At 44.8% G+C, this 18,218-nt stretch carries 20 protein-coding genes; 8 read left to right on the top strand and 12 right to left on the bottom strand.

What is annotated here, in order from left to right; translation table 11 throughout:
- Positions 1-44: 44 nt before the first annotated feature.
- Positions 45-1,310, bottom strand: coding sequence for a site-specific DNA-methyltransferase (locus R8O11_RS15825; protein ID WP_318194263.1), 1,266 nt, complete (start codon positions 1,308-1,310; stop codon positions 45-47).
- 158 nt (positions 1,311-1,468) lie between these two features.
- On the bottom strand, positions 1,469-1,651 hold the full coding sequence (locus R8O11_RS15830) for an AlpA family transcriptional regulator (RefSeq protein WP_318194264.1): 183 nt from the start codon (positions 1,649-1,651) through the stop codon (positions 1,469-1,471).
- 156 nt (positions 1,652-1,807) lie between these two features.
- On the opposite strand from R8O11_RS15830, the gene radC reads away from it, so the two are divergent.
- The 6 genes from radC (at position 1,808) to R8O11_RS15860 (ending at position 5,644) form a co-directional block, all read left to right on the top strand.
- The gene (gene radC, locus R8O11_RS15835) at positions 1,808-2,284 is read left to right on the top strand and encodes a RadC family protein (RefSeq protein ID WP_318194265.1); all 477 of its coding nucleotides are present in this window, start codon (positions 1,808-1,810) and stop codon (positions 2,282-2,284) included.
- Positions 2,284-2,724 carry a DUF2787 family protein gene (locus R8O11_RS15840; protein ID WP_318194266.1) on the top strand — a complete coding sequence of 147 codons (441 nt, stop codon included), beginning with the start codon at positions 2,284-2,286 and terminating at the stop codon, positions 2,722-2,724. The genes radC and R8O11_RS15840 overlap by 1 nt, the downstream gene beginning before the upstream one ends.
- Positions 2,725-2,750: 26 nt before the next feature.
- Complete coding sequence (locus tag R8O11_RS15845) at positions 2,751-3,185, top strand: DUF2787 domain-containing protein (protein WP_318194267.1); 435 nt, start codon at positions 2,751-2,753, stop codon at positions 3,183-3,185.
- Positions 3,186-3,266: 81 nt separating this feature from the next.
- On the top strand, positions 3,267-3,620 hold the full coding sequence (locus R8O11_RS15850; RefSeq protein WP_318194268.1) for a hypothetical protein: 354 nt from the start codon (positions 3,267-3,269) through the stop codon (positions 3,618-3,620).
- 77 nt (positions 3,621-3,697) lie between these two features.
- The gene (locus tag R8O11_RS15855) at positions 3,698-4,060 is read left to right on the top strand and encodes a WYL domain-containing protein (RefSeq protein WP_318194269.1); all 363 of its coding nucleotides are present in this window, start codon (positions 3,698-3,700) and stop codon (positions 4,058-4,060) included.
- A gap of 96 nt (positions 4,061-4,156) precedes the next feature.
- Entirely contained in the window at positions 4,157-5,644 is a 1,488-nt protein-coding gene (locus R8O11_RS15860) for a hypothetical protein (RefSeq protein ID WP_318194270.1), read from the top strand.
- A 51-nt stretch (positions 5,645-5,695) separates the two neighbouring features.
- Here R8O11_RS15860 and R8O11_RS15865 read toward each other — a convergent pair whose 3' ends face one another.
- From R8O11_RS15865 to R8O11_RS15875, 3 genes are all read right to left on the bottom strand, one after another.
- Positions 5,696-5,959, bottom strand: coding sequence for an AlpA family transcriptional regulator (locus R8O11_RS15865; protein WP_318194271.1), 264 nt, complete (start codon positions 5,957-5,959; stop codon positions 5,696-5,698).
- Positions 5,960-6,102: 143 nt separating this feature from the next.
- Positions 6,103-6,756: an inovirus-type Gp2 protein gene (locus tag R8O11_RS15870; RefSeq protein ID WP_318194272.1), complete on the bottom strand. Its 654-nt coding sequence runs from the start codon at positions 6,754-6,756 to the stop codon at positions 6,103-6,105.
- A 253-nt stretch (positions 6,757-7,009) separates the two neighbouring features.
- Positions 7,010-8,293, bottom strand: coding sequence for a hypothetical protein (locus R8O11_RS15875; RefSeq protein WP_318194273.1), 1,284 nt, complete (start codon positions 8,291-8,293; stop codon positions 7,010-7,012).
- 139 nt (positions 8,294-8,432) lie between these two features.
- Between R8O11_RS15875 and R8O11_RS15880 the strand changes: the two genes are divergently transcribed.
- Positions 8,433-9,056, top strand: a complete 624-nt coding sequence (locus R8O11_RS15880; RefSeq protein WP_318194274.1) for a hypothetical protein — start codon at positions 8,433-8,435, stop codon at positions 9,054-9,056.
- Positions 9,057-9,059: 3 nt separating this feature from the next.
- Here R8O11_RS15880 and R8O11_RS15885 read toward each other — a convergent pair whose 3' ends face one another.
- On the bottom strand, positions 9,060-10,394 hold the full coding sequence (locus R8O11_RS15885) for a tyrosine-type recombinase/integrase (protein ID WP_318194275.1): 1,335 nt from the start codon (positions 10,392-10,394) through the stop codon (positions 9,060-9,062).
- A gap of 174 nt (positions 10,395-10,568) precedes the next feature.
- Between R8O11_RS15885 and mutS the strand changes: the two genes are divergently transcribed.
- Positions 10,569-13,154, top strand: a complete 2,586-nt coding sequence (gene mutS / locus R8O11_RS15890) for a DNA mismatch repair protein MutS (protein WP_318194276.1) — start codon at positions 10,569-10,571, stop codon at positions 13,152-13,154.
- 82 nt (positions 13,155-13,236) lie between these two features.
- Here mutS and rpoS read toward each other — a convergent pair whose 3' ends face one another.
- The 6 genes from rpoS to ispF form a co-directional block, all read right to left on the bottom strand.
- Positions 13,237-14,223 (bottom strand): RNA polymerase sigma factor RpoS, encoded by a 987-nt coding sequence (gene rpoS / locus R8O11_RS15895; protein ID WP_005380887.1) that lies wholly within the window; start codon positions 14,221-14,223, stop codon positions 13,237-13,239.
- Positions 14,224-14,303: 80 nt separating this feature from the next.
- On the bottom strand, positions 14,304-15,227 hold the full coding sequence (locus tag R8O11_RS15900; RefSeq protein WP_033907434.1) for a peptidoglycan DD-metalloendopeptidase family protein: 924 nt from the start codon (positions 15,225-15,227) through the stop codon (positions 14,304-14,306).
- Between the two features lie 13 nt (positions 15,228-15,240).
- A complete protein-coding gene (locus tag R8O11_RS15905; RefSeq protein WP_033907436.1) occupies positions 15,241-15,867 on the bottom strand; it encodes a protein-L-isoaspartate(D-aspartate) O-methyltransferase in 627 nt (208 codons plus the stop codon).
- Positions 15,867-16,643, bottom strand: coding sequence for a 5'/3'-nucleotidase SurE (surE, locus tag R8O11_RS15910; RefSeq protein ID WP_005380894.1), 777 nt, complete (start codon positions 16,641-16,643; stop codon positions 15,867-15,869). Before surE ends, R8O11_RS15905 begins: the two co-directional genes overlap by 1 nt.
- Positions 16,643-17,686, bottom strand: a complete 1,044-nt coding sequence (gene truD, locus R8O11_RS15915) for a tRNA pseudouridine(13) synthase TruD (RefSeq protein WP_033907437.1) — start codon at positions 17,684-17,686, stop codon at positions 16,643-16,645. The genes surE and truD overlap by 1 nt, the downstream gene beginning before the upstream one ends.
- Positions 17,687-17,731: 45 nt before the next feature.
- Positions 17,732-18,208 (bottom strand): 2-C-methyl-D-erythritol 2,4-cyclodiphosphate synthase, encoded by a 477-nt coding sequence (gene ispF / locus R8O11_RS15920; RefSeq protein ID WP_005380896.1) that lies wholly within the window; start codon positions 18,206-18,208, stop codon positions 17,732-17,734.
- Positions 18,209-18,218 lie beyond the last annotated feature (10 nt).

Here is an 18,218-nt window from a genome sequence, read left to right on the forward strand (position 1 = left end):
AACTGTGACTGAAGCATAGGAGTTCCCTCCAATCGTTGCCTACTTTAAGTATAACAACAGTTAAAGGGAACATAGCCGAACGAATAACCGCTAATTACACGTCTTACACGTTCTGCTGTCACATGGTCTGCATAGTCTTCGCATTCAATCAATATGAACTTCCGACTGCCGCCGTCTTTCTTATTAGCCTCCAGAACTGCCTGTGCTGTAGTGCCGGAGCCAGCAAAGGAATCAAGTATGAGCGAGTCTTTATCAGTCGCAATCTCAAGCACTCGCTCAATCAATTGATAAGGCTTAGGCGTAATAAAATCAGATTCATCCTCACCAAAAATCTCTAACAATTTCTTTTTGGCATCTTGGTTCCCTTTTGTTTCTTTATAACTCCACCAGCTACGAGCTATTACACCCTTGTCTTCATCTGGGTTGTAATAAGACTTTTTGTTAGGCAAGGCATCACCCGACTTTCCAAAATAAATCTCTCCTGCCGCCCTTTGCTTTTCAAACTCATGCTCAGGCAAAGCCCAATGCCTTCCTTTCGCTGGCTTAACCACACGGCCTGACGGCAGCGTAATCGGGTAACGGTATTTTTCTCGTTTTGCACTATCTTCAGTTCTTACATCTAAAGGGTAGGTTCGCCATGGCCCTTTAGGGTCATTGTCTGGATTAGTATAACGAGATACCTGCTCTTCATTTTTGGATAGGTAGTTCCAGCCATGCTCGACAAACGCCTGAGTTTTAGAGTATATGAGTACATAATCATGGTCTGTACTGATGACCCTACCATTACTCTTAGGTGTGTAAGTTTTTTCCCAAGCACAACAAGCAACAAAATTGTCACTTCCAAAAACCTCATCAAACAGCATTCTGGCTCTATGGATTTCGTTATCATCCAGAGTCATCCAGATACTCCCCTCCTCTGACAATAACTCGCGCAACAACTGCACCCTAGGCCACATCATACAAAGCCACTTGTCGTGGCGTTCTAAGTCTTCCTTATCTACAGGGTTTGCAGCTTTTTTGAGCCACTCTTGCATTAATGGAGAGCGCACATTGTCGTTGTAGCACCACCCTTCGTTACCTGTGTTGTATGGTGGGTCAATAAAGATACAATCAACCTTACCTGCATGAGTTGGCAACAAAGCTTTTAAGCCCTCTAGATTGTCACCATGAATTATCAGGTTGTCATCAAGAGACGGCTTACTGTCACTTTTTGGTAATGATTTTTCTGAGTCGATTTTTAACTCACGGAAAGGAACACTTAGGTGATGCGAGTAAACAAACTGTTTACCTTTAAACTCTAACGTTGGCATTGTAACTCCATGCAAGTTTCATAGCCTTGAGGCTATCATTTCTGCGTTTAATCTGGCTTATTCTGCCGATAATATCAGAGTTTAAAGCGTTTGACTTGAGGCTTGATTTCTCAATGACACACAATCAAACGCCCTTCACCAAATAGACGCCAAACTTCCTATTCATTTCTAGCTTCAACTAGGTCATGTATCCAAGACCTAACCTCCTCCTCAACCCATGCGACCGACCTGTCACCAAGGTTGACGGTTTGAGGAAACTCCTTTGCTTTCATTTTTCGGTATATCGCCGAACGGCTAAGGGCGGTGAGGTTACGGACTTCTTCTAAACGTATTAATCTCATGATGATTTACCTCTCATTATTCATTCATGAGATAACCGGACTCAGTATTTTTTAACCAAACCCACCACCAACCCTCCATAAGTCCAATCCAAATAATTTCAAACACATATTACCCATTTGAATTAGTTGACGATTAAATTCAAAAGGAGTCAGTACATGTGTAAAACCACCAATCAAACCTACTCATTTCCAGAGCCAGCAACCGCTCACCAAGTATTAGAGAAAGCAGCAGAGATAATTACCGAGCTCTACTTAAGAGGAGAGCTCCTAAGCTCACCTCAAGCAGTTAAAGACTTTATCCAGTACAAACTAGGGGGCTACGAGAGAGAAGTTTTCGCCGTGTTGTACTTGGACAACCAGCACCGCCTCATTGCTTTTGAGGAGGTTTTTTACGGAACTATAGACACAGCTACCATCCACCCAAGAGAGGTAGTGAAGGGTTGCCTAAACCATAACGCAGCAGCCGTTATATTCGCCCACAACCACCCATCAGGAAACGCCACCCCTTCAGATTCAGACAGACGAATCACACAGAGACTAAAGGAGTCTTTAGCGCTAATAGACGTAAGGGCACTTGACCACATCGTTGCTGGAAAAGATTGCGTATCTCTTGCTGAGAAAGGATGGATGTAATGAAGGGCCAAACGAACGCACACGCACTATTAAGCCGCTATCGCATTGAAGAGCTTATCAACTCCATCATTAGCCACTACTCAGTGCCAGACAATGCCAAGCAACTTACTCTCAATCTCAAGCACTCCCACTTCTACTCTCTGCGTGAAGGTATACAACCTGTAGAAATCAGAGTTGATAGGACGACAACCAAAGCGAACTGGACCGTACGACTTATAGCGACCTTCGACTACCCCAGTCCAAGCGCACAAAGTGTTGATGTGGCTTTGTACTTCAATTTCCAGAGCCAATGGTTTTACCAGCCCGACATTAAACGCTGCGACCTAAATCAACCCAAGGCCATTGCTTTGCTTCAAAGTTGGCTTGCCATGTTTACTCACCATCTTTCCCTGCACCACTTCGACCAACAGCAACTAACCATCACCAAAAACTTCAACTAGAAATCAACCGATAAAAAGGAATCACTATGACAAAGAAAACATACTCTCCTATCGAACCATGCAGCCTGCCTGTATCCAATGGCATGAAGCTTGCCCTTGATAGGCTACTTAAAAGCAAACCAGACACATCAGACCAAACCATCACTCTTAACTTCCGAGATTCAAGTTACTCAGCAGAATCTGGAGGGTATCACCCGGTCGAAATCCGCCTCACAAAGACAGGTACTGGCAACTGGTGCATTCAATACATCACAGACTTTGCCTACATGGGGAGGGCTTACCCAGAACTAGAAAGGAGTGTTGATTTCGATATTGCTAACGGTGCCTGCTTTTTTGCGGGCGTTGGTTGGCAACCAATAAACACGCTAGGGGTGAGTGGCTTTTACAAGATGTGGGAAAGCAACTTCCTCTCCTACTTAGACTCTGACGCCTACGACGACATCACAACAACCCAAAGCTAAAACTCCATCGGTCAGATAATGACGCACCTATCATTAGGATGGCTTGTGACTTATTAACAAACCACCAGCATCGATACAATCATGACAACAAACGATAAAATCAACGCAACAGAGCAGTTATCATTGGTGTTTGAGCTGTATCATCGCATTCCGCAAGGGCGAAAGGTGACAGCAAGCGAGTTGAAAGCAGAGCTTGCTAACGCAGGAATATATCGCGGCATAAGAAGCGTCCAGCGCAATCTGGACGTTATTGTTGAGTATTTTGATGTAGAAAAGGACACCCGTAGCAAGCCTTATGGTTATCGTCGTAAGGCTTCCTTTTTCCCTACCCCAGGAGCAAGAGAATTACTCCTCCTGCAATTGGCAAAATCAACTCTATTCAGCACTTACCTCAATCACTTCAATACGCCATTGACTCTGCTTTTGGCATTTTAGATATCCAACCTCGCTCGCACACCGGAACAAAACCTCCTAGAGAGGGGGCGGGCAAAATTCTGTCTATCACCAACACCTTGAAACACCCTCAACTTATCGAAAGGCACTTTGAGCCCATTGCTGTAGCTCTTGTTCAGCAACGACAAGTAACGCTAACTCTCCACTCCGGTGAGGAGATAAGGCAAGTTTCACCACTTGGCCTCTACGTGATGTCAGGCGAGATTTATTTAACTTATAAAAATCAACCCAGCAATTACCTCGACCTACCTTTGAGTGATATTATGGAGCTCAAGGTTCTTACTTTTCACGTCGACTACCCTGAGGACTTTGACCTGTCCAATCACTCTTTAGGTCGCTGGCATTCTTCTATGAAAACCATGGAATCACAGCCTCACTATTCAGCACTCAACCAACCGAATAGTGAGGCATCATTCAAGTGAAAAACAAACGCATATTATTCTATAAAAGCGCAATCCAGAGCAGCGCAGCAATGGGATACATCGCGAAAACACCTTTGTTCAAAATAAGGAAATAACATGAATAAATACACTAAAACGCTTTTGGCTACGGTTATCACCACTTCTCTTGCCGCTTGTGGTGGTGGAGGCTCCGGCGGCAATAATGATGAAGGAGCAAGAGCCACCGTATCTGGAAAGGTCATTGATGGCTATATATCTGGAGCAACGGTCTTTCTAGACTTAAACTTCAACGGCAAGCTGGATGAAGGAGAGCCTAGCGCAATCACAGGCAAGGATGGAGGCTTTGACTTGGAGATAGGCTCTTCTCTTTCAGAGTGCTCTCAATATGTACCTACAGTAACGCACGTACCTGTTGGTGCTATTGATTCCGACTTCCCGGACAAACCGATTGAAAAAGCCTACACCATGGTATCTCCGCCTAGTTTCGCAATGAGCACGGATGAAGAGTTACTCAACCTAACCCCTCTAACATCCATCGTCTGGGACTCTGTTGAGAAAGAGCTGGCAAGTGCAGGCACTGAGCTCAATTGTGAAAGCATTCTAGCGAGAGAGCAACTTCAAGAGGAAATTGTAATGCGACTTGAGCAGCAAGAACTTAGGGTTGCGCAACGCTACAATGTGACGGTTGATGAGCTTTATAGTGACTACGCTGAAAGCGGTGATGAAGAGTTACACCAACTAGCACAAGACCTCGTTCCCGGCCTTCAAGCTTCCTACGCTGAGACTTTAGAGCTAGAGCAAGCCCATCCAGACGCAAATTATGTTTTTGTTGAGTACTTCTTAGGGATGCAGCAAGAAGATAGCAATGAGTATGATGATAACTGGTATCGACGTGAATTTGTTCAAGCAACACGTGGAAACTGGATTGATATCATTGATGCAATGTCTCGTGACCTAGCAACCAATCTAGCCAACTACAGCATTACATCTCAGCTCACTCGCTTTACGGATGATATTGAGTATGAAGAGATGGTTCACTTAAACCCAACTGTCAACTGGACTCCAGATAGCCCTGAACAAAGCTGTGGAATTAACGAAACCTACCTACAACGCGGCAATTCCGTTTATGGTGTTAGCAACAATGCCTACACGATGGAGATTACTGACTGGGAGAGCTGCGAGCAATTAGACAGAGTGAGCCACAATATAGGTCAGTCTCTGATTACCAAAATCTACCATCAAGGAACTGACGCCCCTTATATGGAGTCAAATCACTCGTACTACGAAGGTAACTCTTCTGGCATGGAGAGCTTGATTGGCTTAAGTGACAACATTGAAGCCCTTGATGGCTCAGAGCTTGATGCCTTGAGCTTTATCATTCAAGACTTTAACAATAGCGACCATTACAACGCTAATAGTTGGACTCGAACAATGAACGAATACAGCTCTACGGATTTCTATGACGGCACCCAAACAGTATCTCGTCACAATTCAGATGATGTTTACACCGTTCAGACTTTTTATCCAGACGGGACCAACTCAAAGCTTTGTGGCACGTGGTCGAGTGGCGGTAGTGATTTGGTTGACTGCACAGACCGTCACTAGCACCACCACCGAAAATACCAAGGGGCCAGCCAAGGCCCCTTTCTTTTTTTGCTAGTAACGCAAAATAGGAGGCATTCTCAGCCGCTCTGGGTTTACATAGTGAGGACTCATTTTTGCTTCTTGCTGCTCACGCTTGAAGGTTTGCTCACTAACCTTTCGCATTAAGTATTCATCTACTTGCGATTCCTCCCATGCCACTGCACGGCTTGCAATATTGATGCTTTGAGGAAACTCTCCCGCCGCAATCAATCGATACAGCGTTGCCTTGCTAACCCCAACTTTATGAAGCACCTCTTTTAATCGTATCAATCTCATTACACCTCCTAGAGCCAATACCAGCCTACCCTCGCACCTCCAAATAATTAACCCCAAGGAGGCTCAAGTGGTCTCATACGATATAAGAAGTTAGCAACCAAATATTCTATAGGGCCGCGCCTTTCAGTAGCTCTTGCAGTGAGTCACTGGCTACTTCCAAAATGACGCACCCCATTGCCGTACTCCTTGGTAGTCAGTTTGCATGCATAGCTCATCCAGTGAAACGCTGACTCAAAGCTGTCTCTCAAGACATCGTCATACTCCTCTTTTATGCTCCCCGGAATATCTTTCACAATGATTGACTTGGGATGCTTAAATTCAATTAACCCCGCGACATCCGTATGGTTAAGCCCTATCGCACCCGCCCACGCTGAAGATATCATCCACGTAAGCTCCCCTATACGATGTCCACTTGGGTGCCCTAGCTTTCTGTAAGAGTCACGATTAAGTAAAATGAATACATGGTAGTGCTCCTTTAACTCTGTACTGCTCTCTCGACACCAGATGTAGTTCACGCGAGTCAAGTGACAATTTTTACCCCACCTAATTCTCCTTTGTTGGTCAGCATGAACCTTAGCCTTGAACGCCTTAAGGAAGCGCGTAATGCTTCCTTCAGAGCCACTAAGCCAATTTTGCGGATATCTCAATATGACGTGAAAGAGAATGCTTCGGGGATGATGACTAAGAGCGGTGAGAAGAACTCGATGTGTTGCCGCTAAATAACTCTCATGCAATTCATGCTTGCAATTGACTGGCAACCCTAAGTACTTTTCCCCTTGGTAAATTGGTATGGACATAAATTCAAACTCCGGTTGTTAGACAAACCAAGAGTCATGTATTTATTTTTTCTCAGACTTCCCCTGTAAGGGGTCGTAGATGAAATGGGTAACTCAGAGAAAACCTCTAGCTTGAAGTGTGAGTAACTAGAGTTATATATAGAATTCCTTATTCCGAAACGCTTTAGTCCACTATAGACGCAAACTCAAAGGCAAAACTGTAGCAAAGACGAGCAAAACGAGCAGATGCCAGCTCGCCACTTATTTTTTTGTTTTAGCTTACGATTTCTTGCAAATTGAAGAGATAAAGAACTCGCACATCATGGCGGTAAAAGAGCGCTAAACAACTATCGCTTTTAAGGCGTACTTCCAATTTTTCAAGCAATCTCCTCAGCGCCTCAACTGATACCCGCACAAGCTTTTCTATGAACTTGATGATTGCAATGAGCTGAGTTACACATCGTTTTTCCGCACGATTAAGCACCTTTACACCACAAACGTCACATCTCCATTGCAGCCAGTTATCCTCTGGCTTTATCCCTAAGTTTTCTGGTAATGATGCTATGAACTTATTTGAAAATAATTCACCAAATACAAGCCTGCTGTATATGGCATCACTACACTCCTTGTTGCCATCTCTTTTTAGCAACTCAAGTGCTAACTTTAGAACGTACCTTTGCAGCGAACGCCCTTTTACTTCACCCTCAAAAGCTCCCTCTGTATCTCGCAGTAACGTACCAAACCCTTCCTCATCATTGGGGCATAATTCCTGCTGAAGCTTTTGCATTCTTGAATAGTTTGAACCTTGGTAATTGGGGCTATCCTTTGGCACAACAAAAATCCCATCACGCACCAAAGATGCTAGGTAGCACAATTCATCTGCATGCTTAATTTCGCACCCTACAACAACACCGCACTTAGCACTAAATGGATGAAACGCAGGATGATTCATATTGACTAAATATTCACTACTTTGCTTCCCAAACAGCACACCTTCAGATGCTCCCGGGCTGTAATCTAGAATAAAGCCCTTTCGTTTAAGAAGAGCCAACTGAGAGCGGTGACGGTCTTTTGAAAACCGCCCCACTAAAGATGCCAAGGTCTTAATGGTCAGATTACCAACAATACCATTATCATCTGCGTGAGCAACCAAAGTTAGCAGAAGCAATTTAACTGCCGACCTCACTGAAAGTTGACTTAACTCTTTCGATACCAGAAGTGCAGATACGCGCTCCGACATCATCAAGGAAGCACCATGCTCCTTTCTACTCAGGCTGGCATAAAAGTCAGGAGTGAGCACATAAGTCACCTCTTTATCGTTTTTGTTTTTTGACCAATCCCCCCACCTTTCTAAGTGACCTTGTGACTCTAGATACCTTACGGCGAGAGTCATAGACTGCACTGATATCGACAAGTCACCCGCGAGCGTTCGAGCTGATTTAGCAACCACCTTTCCTGCACTTTGGTTCGACAAATGAAGCAGACGAACGATGGCATACTTCTCCTCCGGCCCAACACCAACAGCCTCACTCCTCAACAAAGAAATAATATTTTTCAAGTTAACCCACCAACAAATACACCCTGTATTTAAATTACCATCTGACTTGTCATTATGACCACGTCATAGGTCACAAAAGCACACTTTACAACCTGATAAACTGTCACTTCCAAACGACTAAATTAAGGTATCAATAGAGATGTCATCATCAGTAAAGTGGCTAGATACTAAAAATAATGAACAACGTTTATGGCTTCGAAAGTACCTCGCCAAGAACTACCCCGGCACCTTTAAGGCAATAATTGAAACACCAAGCATTGGCGATAGAATGTTTGTGAGTGAGTTTAAAAAGAACATTGACAAGTACTGGGGCAAGCCTGAAGAGCGGCTCCAAAATGTCATAAAACTCAGAAATGCATGGCACAAAAAAAAGAGTCGTTCAAGGGTTGCAACCCTATCCATTGACGTTTCCCCAGAGCTACTAGAGCAATTTACCTCTTTAGCAAAAGGCATTACACACGCAGAGTTACTGTCCCAGCTAATTGAGGCTTTCAACATGGAAAAGGGGAGTATCGACCTCTTTGAAACCGTCACGCAAAAGAAAGAAAAGCGCAATGACATCGATGAGCTTCAGCAAGAAATCGCCGCGCTTAGAAGCGAGCTCTACCAAAAGAATCAGGAGCTAGAGAGCGCCAATAGAGAGCTTGAAGTGGCGAATAAAAATTCAGAAAAACCTGCTCACCAAGACGTCAATGAAGAAGAAAAAACCTTCTCTTTTGAGGAGAAGGTTCAGATTGCTGCATCAAAAATCAAATTTGAATAGGTATCAACTTACCTCTGGGAACTGAACAATATTAGTTTCAGTGTTAGCTATTGCATCCAGCTCATTCGCCCATCGTTGTAGCCAATGACGACACTCTGATTCATACCTGTGTAAGTTGTAAGTGCCTTCGATACCTTTTGCACTATGGCCTAATACCGCTTCAGCAACTTCTGTAGGGCACCCCATACGAGCAAGCTCAGTCCGAACAGTGCGTCTTAGGTCATGGGGCGTCCAAAGGGGCATTTCAATCATAAGACCATCTCGTCGCATCAGCCAAGTACTCTGTGTAAGTTGCTTTTGCAATATAGGGTAATTGCCTCGTTGTGAGGGGAAAACGTACAGAGACTTTGAGACACCCTGTGCTTGCTGCCACTTTTTAAGCCAAGCCATGGCTTGATTGGGTACCTGCACATATCGAGCGTTTCCGTTCTTGGTTTCAATAAGATGAATCGTTTTCTTATCAAAATCGATTTGACTCCATGTAAGATTACAAACCTCCCCTGTCCTGCAACCTGTCCATAAGGTCAAACGTAATATTCCCTTTTCATTTTTGGAGAACTTCGATTCCGGTAGCCATTTTAGAAACCTAAACAACTCATCATGAGAAAGCACTCGCTTGCCCTTATTGCTTGTTAGCTTGACCTTGCTCTTTTTGAACATGTTTCTAGCAAGCAATGCCGGATTAACAAATTCATCCGGTAAGAAATCCAGTCCAATCGCATAGTCAAAAGCACCAGATAACTCTCGAAGTACTGAGCCAGCTTGCACAGATGCATTTCTATCCACAATCCCCTGCACCAGTCTGATAATGTCCCCTTTTGTAACTGAAGTGGCAGCACGCTCACCAATTACATCAACAACATCAACATAGAGCGTTCTTCTTACTTCCTTTTGACCCTTGGGTTTTCGAGCTCCTTTAATAACCCTACCACTGTCACTCACTTTATCTTCGATATAGTTTTCCAGATAATAGTCAACTACATCTTTGACTGTAATTTTTTGAACAGCTAAAGCCTCTTGCTCCCTCTGTTTTTCAGCCTCAAGTCTTTCCAAATGAGACTTAGGGCAAACACCGCTATCACGCAGCCTTTTTAGCTCCCTAAGCTTTATCCTCGCTTCTTCTAAGGAAATGTTGGGGAATATACCCAATTTGATTTGAACAAGCTTTCCATTCAGCTCAGGGCTTCTATAGCGATAGGTAAAGGTCTTTCGACCAGTTTTTCCGCAAGCAATTCGCAAGCCTTTATTTTCACCTGTATCAGATAAGACACCTTTCTCGGCAGTCAATGCCTCAATTGCCTTATTAGTTACAGTTTTGGTACTCTTCTTCTCAGCCATAAACAGACGTCCCTCATCTTGGTATGGTGCGGTAAAGTTATTATCTAGTTTAGGAAACCAAAAAACTACACTTTTACCTACACTAGAAACCGCGCTTTAGTGAAATTCTCTGAAACTTAGTGGGACTCAGTGAGATTCATAGAATCTCGTAACCAATTGAATTTAAAAAGATAAATGACAAAAAACACCACTAAAAACAAAGAGTTAAAATCCACACACACGCCTATGATGCAGCAATACCTCAAGCTAAAAGCTGAGAACCCAGAGATTTTGCTGTTCTACCGCATGGGCGATTTCTACGAACTCTTTTACGATGATGCCAAGCGAGCTTCTCAGCTTCTTGATATTTCATTGACCAAACGTGGTGCGTCTGCAGGTGAACCTATCCCAATGGCGGGTGTGCCATTTCACGCCGTAGAGGGCTACCTGGCAAAACTTGTTCAGCTTGGTGAGTCTGTGGCGATCTGTGAACAGATTGGCGATCCGGCCACCAGCAAGGGCCCAGTAGAACGTAAAGTTGTGCGTATCGTTACACCAGGTACTGTGACGGATGAGGCGCTGCTTTCTGAGCGTGTCGATAACTTAATCGCAGCAATTTACCATCACAACGGTAAGTTCGGTTATGCGACGCTGGATGTCACCTCTGGTCGCTTCCAACTGACAGAACCAGAAACTGAAGAAGCGATGACAGCCGAGCTTCAACGTACCGCACCACGTGAGCTACTGTTCCCAGAAGATTTTGAACCTGTACATTTAATGGCGAGCCGCAATGGTAACCGTCGTCGCCCAGTCTGGGAGTTTGAGCTTGATACGGCTAAGCAACAACTCAATCAACAATTTGGCACAAAAGATCTGGTTGGTTTTGGTGTAGAACATGCGTCCTTAGGGTTATGTGCTGCTGGTTGTTTGATCCAGTACGTAAAAGATACTCAACGTACGGCTTTACCTCATATTCGCTCTTTAACGTTTGATCATCAGGATCAATCCGTCATCCTTGATGCTGCTACCCGACGTAATCTGGAAATTACTCAAAATCTAGCAGGCGGAACCGATAACACGCTAGCTGCAGTACTCGACCATTGTGCAACTCCGATGGGCAGCCGAATGCTGAAGCGTTGGTTGCATCAGCCTATGCGTTGCATTGAAACGTTAAACAATCGTCTTGATGCAATTGGTGAGATTAAAGAACAAGCTCTGTTTGCCGATCTTCAACCAACGTTAAAGCAAATTGGTGATATTGAACGTATCTTAGCGCGCCTTGCATTACGCTCTGCTCGCCCTCGCGATATGGCTAGACTTCGCAATGCCATGCAACAGCTACCAGAGCTAGAATCTGTCACCGCTTCTTTGACCCATCCGTACCTAACGAAATTGGCGAAGTATGCAGCTCCGATTGACGAAGTATGTGACCTGTTAGAACGCGCGATTAAAGAAAATCCGCCGGTTGTTATTCGTGATGGTGGCGTCATCGCTGAAGGCTACAATGCGGAGCTCGATGAATGGCGAAAATTGGCAGACGGTGCAACAGAATATCTTGAGCAGCTTGAGCGAGATGAGCGTGAACGACACGGTATCGATACGCTTAAAGTAGGCTATAACAACGTTCATGGCTTCTTTATCCAAGTGAGCCGTGGCCAGAGCCATTTGGTTCCACCGCATTATGTACGTCGCCAAACACTCAAAAACGCTGAACGCTACATCATCCCAGAGCTTAAGGAACACGAAGACAAAGTACTTAACTCGAAATCTAAAGCGTTAGCACTTGAGAAACAGTTGTGGGAAGAACTGTTTGATCTATTGATGCCAAACCTTGAGAAGCTGCAAAACCTAGCTTCTGCTCTGTCTCAACTAGATGTATTACAAAACCTTGCAGAGCGTGCAGATTCGTTAGATTACTGCCGCCCAACGCTTGTGAAAGACGCAGGAATTCACATTCAAGCTGGCCGTCATCCAGTCGTAGAACAAGTAACAACAGAGCCGTTCATCGCGAACCCAATTGAGCTTAACCCAGCCCGTAAGATGTTGATCATCACCGGTCCAAACATGGGTGGTAAATCAACCTACATGCGTCAAACTGCGCTGATTGCATTGATGGCACATATCGGCTCTTATGTACCGGCAGAATCCGCACAGATTGGTTCTTTAGATCGTATATTTACTCGTATTGGTGCATCAGATGATCTTGCATCTGGCCGCTCGACCTTCATGGTAGAAATGACCGAAACAGCCAATATTCTTCACAACGCAACTAAGAACAGTTTGGTGCTAATGGATGAAATCGGACGCGGTACTAGTACTTACGACGGTCTGTCTTTAGCTTGGGCAAGTGCGGAATGGCTCGCAACACAAATTGGTGCGATGACCCTATTTGCAACTCACTACTTCGAATTAACAGAGTTACCGAACCAACTGCCAAACTTAGCGAACGTTCACTTGGATGCCGTAGAGCATGGAGACAGCATTGCCTTTATGCACGCAGTTCAAGAAGGTGCGGCAAGTAAGTCTTACGGCTTGGCTGTTGCGGGCTTAGCTGGCGTACCAAAAACGGTCATCAAAAATGCGCGTAACAAGCTATCTCAGCTAGAGCAACTGGGGCAAAACAGTGACACACCGCGTCCAAGTGCAGTAGATGTGGCTAACCAGTTGAGCCTGATTCCAGAGCCTAGCGAGGTCGAACAAGCTCTGTCAGGTATTGATCCTGACGACTTAACGCCACGCCAAGCTCTTGAAGAGCTGTATCGCTTGAAGAAGATGCTGTAAACAGACTCACACCGACGAGCAAAAAAGAAAAAAGGCTATGGGGAACCATAGCCTTTTGTGTATCTAGTGAAATACGGATTACTTAATCGTCTTCTACGTTAAACAAGTTTTCCATATTCAAACCTTGTTTGATTAGGACTTCACGAAGACGACGTAAACCTTCCACTTGTATTTGACGTACTCGCTCACGTGTCAGACCAATCTCTCGACCAACTTCTTCCAGCGTCGAAGGCTCGTAGCCTAGTAGGCCGAAGCGACGTGCAAGCACTTCTTTCTGTTTCGGATTCAACTCTTCTAACCAATGAATCAACGATGATTTGATGTCGTCATCTTGAGTCGAAACTTCTGGATCAGAGTTGTTTGCATCAGGAATAATATCCAGCAGCGCTTTCTCACCGTCACCACCGATTGGCGTGTCGACAGAGCTAATACGCTCATTAAGGCGTAACATTTTGCTTACGTCTTCGACTGGAATATCTAATTGAGCAGCAATTTCTTCTGCGGTCGGTTCGTGATCGAGCTTTTGAGAAAGTTCACGCGCAGTACGCAGATAAATGTTCAGCTCTTTCACTACGTGGATAGGTAGACGGATCGTGCGAGTTTGGTTCATCAACGCTCGCTCTATCGTTTGTCGGATCCACCATGTTGCGTAAGTAGAGAAACGGAAACCACGTTCTGGGTCGAATTTTTCGACCGCTCGGATCAAGCCGAGGTTACCTTCTTCAATCAGATCGAGTAGTGCTAGACCACGGTTACTGTATCGACGAGAAATCTTAACAACCAAACGTAGGTTACTTTCGATCATACGTTTGCGTGCCGCTTCGTCGCCACGTAGGGCGCGTCTTGCGTAAAGCACTTCTTCTTCGGCAGTAAGTAAAGGTGAGAAGCCAATTTCGCCCAAATACAACTGAGTTGCATCTAAGCTTTTACTGCTCGCGTCAAATTCTTCACGCGCAGTCGCTTTGCTTTCTGTGGATGATGATCTTTCGAGTTCGTTATCAATGGTCTTCACTGACGCATTGTCAAATGCAAACTCTTCAACTTTGGTTACTGTGTTGCTGATACTCATAACGCCTCCCCCTGGCGAGTTAGCAAGACATGACAACTCAATATGTCGCTAAATGATGTCGCAAGTTGTTTTTCAAAGTTTTAAGGCAAATAGCGTTTTGGATTCACTGATTTACCTTGATAGCGAATTTCAAAGTGTAGTTTGACCGACTTTGCACCTGAACTACCCATGGTGGCGATTTTTTGTCCGCTTTTTACGCTTTGTCCTTCTGTGACCAGCAGTTTGTCATTATGTGCGTATGCGCTTAAATAATTGTCGTTATGCTTTACTATAATTAAGTTGCCATAACCTCGTAGCGCATTGCCTGAATAAACGACTGTGCCGGCTGCGGTTGAAACGATAGGTTGACCACGCTGTCCTGCGATGTCGATACCTTTATTTCCCTGTTCTCCCGCCGAAAAGTTCTTGATTACTCTCCCTTTTGTTGGCCACAACCACTTTGAGACTTTATCACTCTTTACTGTGGTAGTTGGCGATTTTTGCTTCACTTTTTGGTTGTCTTTTGAACCAACATACTCCTTTGTTTTCGATTGTTCAACCTTCTTTGGAGGCTGTTTTTGTACGACTTTAGGCTTAGTCTCTGTAGGTTTTTGACTAGAGTTTTTACTCGAAGGTTTAGGTTTAGAGGCTGTTGATGTTTTCGTCACTGGAGCTGGGGGTGTCGTAACAACAGGAGCCACAACGGGTTCAACTTTTTGACCATATTTAGGGGCGACATATTTCGGAGCCCAAAGTTTTAGCCTCTGTCCTGGGTAGATAGTGTAAGGCTGAGTTAACTCATTGTAACGAACAAGATCATTTACATCTTTATCTGTGACATAAGCTATGAAGTAAAGTGTATCGCCTTTTTTTACCTCATAATAACTCCCTCTGTAACTCCCTCTTTCAAGGCTTGAATAGTCTTTTTTTAGGCTAGAGACAGGTGCAGGGGAATGCGCTGCACAACCAACTAGTCCTGCAGCAAACACAAAGCTAATACCAATATGACGTAGTAACTTATTCACCTATCCCTAACCCTTAAGCTAAATCACCCGCAACCAGAGGTACGAACCGAACCATTTCTACAACGGTAGAGAGATATTCGTCTCCCTTACGCTCTATTTTTAATAACTGTTGTTCCGTATCTCCAACAGGAATGACCATTTTGCCGCCATCTCTTAATTGTGAGAGAAGAGCTTGGGGAATCACTTCAGCGGCAGCGGTAACAATGATAGCATCGAAAGGACCTCTCGCTTCCCAGCCCTGCCACCCATCAGCATGCTTAGTTGAAACATTGTAAATATCCAATTGCTTCAGGCGACGCTTTGCTTCCCATTGCAACGATTTAATTCGCTCAACGGAGTATACATGATCAACAATTTGCGCCAGTACCGCAGTTTGATAACCCGATCCCGTTCCGATTTCCAGAACACGACTCGCCGATTCTAGCTCAAGCAACTCGGTCATACGAGCAACGATATAAGGCTGAGAAATAGTTTGTCCCTGACCAATTGGTAACGCATTGTTATCATAGGCTTGGTGCATCATCGCTTGAGAAACAAAGCTTTCTCGTGGCAAGCGTTGGATAGCATCCAGAACTCTTTGGTCTTTGATGCCACTGGAGATAAGAAACGCTATCAACCTGTCAGCATGTGGGTTACTCATTACTTCTCTTCCTTTAACCAACTATCCATAGCACGCAGCGACTCGTGAGCGGTGAGATCAACTTGCAGAGGCGTCATTGAAACTCGGCCATGCTCAATTGCATAAAAGTCCGTGCCCTCTCCTGCATCTTGCTCCTTTCCTGGTGGCCCTAACCAATAAATGTCATGGCCTCTCGGATCTTTCTGCTTGATCATATTCTCTGCGTGATGACGTGCACCTAAACGCGTAACTTCAATTTCACCTAAATTCTCTGATGGTAAGTCAGGCACGTTTACGTTCAGTAGACGATTCGTTGGAATCGGCGACGCTAAATGCTGTTGTACAATTTGACGTGCAATTTTAGCGGCGGATTCGAAATGTCGCTTACCCACTAGTGAAAAAGCCACCGACTGAACGCCAAGGAAATGACCTTCCATGGCGGCTGCTACTGTTCCAGAATAAAGAACATCATCACCCAAATTAGCGCCATGGTTGATTCCTGACAGAACAAGATCAGGCAAATCATCTTTCATTAGCTCATTCAGCGCGAAATGCACACAATCCGTGGGCGTGCCTTGCACTGAGTAGATATTTGGGGCAATTTCAGTCACGCGTAATGGTTGTTCTAATGTGAGTGAATTCGAAGCACCTGAACGATTTCGATCAGGTGCGACAATGGTCACTTCGGCGATATCTCTCAACTCATCAGCGAGGGCATGAATCCCTTGTGCATGAACACCATCATCATTGCTGATTAAGACTCTTAAGGGCTTCGGGTTTCGTGAATCCTGTTCCATTAGTATTCTCTTTCTACTTCAACCTCATTAACTAACTCACGAACAATAGAGGTCGCAAAAGATCCCGCATCCAGTGAGAAAGTCAGCGTAATGTTGTTACCTTCAACCGTCCAAGCTAAATCTTTTGGCTTCAGCGCAATATCGCGACGATCGTGGCGCATGCGATTACCACGAATCAGCGCCATGAGGTCAGGCTCTTCGTCTAAAAACGGTTGCTCTAATGCCAGAGCCTCGGCTTGAGTAGGCAGTGCATTATCGCCAGCAAGCGCAGCGGTAATTGCCGCTTCACCTTGTGCAAATTGCACTTGCAAATCAGTGATGTTGTTTGCATCAATCAACTGAGTGCCAGAATTCGTCTGTGCAATGTCACCATCAATGAACTTATCAAACACACCATTCTCTAGACGAGCTGAAACGATGCGGTTGAAAATCCACGAACGAGCCGCTGATAAATACATGCTTCGCTTGTTTTGATTGCGGGTACGAACGTTTTCGCGTCCCCATCGACGTGCTTCTTCAAGGTTGTTGCCATCGTTACCAAAACGCTGACTACCAAAGTAGTTTGGCACGCCAACTTGTTTCACTTTTTCAAGACGTTGCTCTACATCCGCTATATCTGTCACTTCAGACAAAGTAACCACGAACTCGTTCCCTACTAGGTCACCAGGACGCAGTTTTTTATTGTGACGGTCTGTTGCAAGGATTTCGATACTTGGGTATTGAGCCAAAAACGCTGAAAAATCTGGCGTTTCACCTTTTGGTAAATGGACACTTAACCACTGTTCCGTCACCGCATGACGGTCTTTAAGACCCGCCCAGCTAACGTCTTTCGACTTAACACCACAGGCTTTTGCTAACTCGTTAGCAACGAAGCTGGTGTTCTCGCCCGTTTTACGGATACGAACCATTAAGTGCTCGCCTTCGCCCGTAAAGGCAAAACCTAAATCTTCGCGAACCTGAAAATGCTCTGGCTGCGCTTTAATTTTTGCCGATGCAACTGGCTTACCCGTTAGGTAAGCCAATGAAGATAAAATGTCTGACATGATGTGTTTCCGCTGATATCACAGCTTAGAGGAGCAAATTGCTAGTTATTGCTTAAACAGAAGTACAACGGCTTCCGTTGCAATGCCTTCTTTGCGTCCAGTAAAACCGAGACGTTCTGTCGTCGTCGCTTTTACGTTAATGTTACTAATGTCGGTTTCTAGGTCTTCGGCTATCGCCGCACACATTGCGTCAATGTGTGGTGCCATTTTAGGCGCTTGTGCCATGATGGTTACATCAGCATTGCCAAGACGGTAGCCTTGCTCTTTAACTCGACGGTAAACGTCTTTCAGTAATTCACGACTGTTTGCGCCTTTCCATTTATCATCCGTATCTGGGAAATGACGACCAATATCGCCGGCAGCAATCGCGCCCAGCAGAGCATCCGTTAACGCATGCAACGCTACATCGCCATCTGAGTGAGCAATCAAACCTTGCTCATAAGGGATTGCTACACCACCAATAATGACTGGGCCTTCACCACCGAATTTATGTACATCGAAACCATGACCAATTCGAATCATTTTCTATCCT

This window comes from Vibrio sp. 1288 (assembly GCF_033344475.1).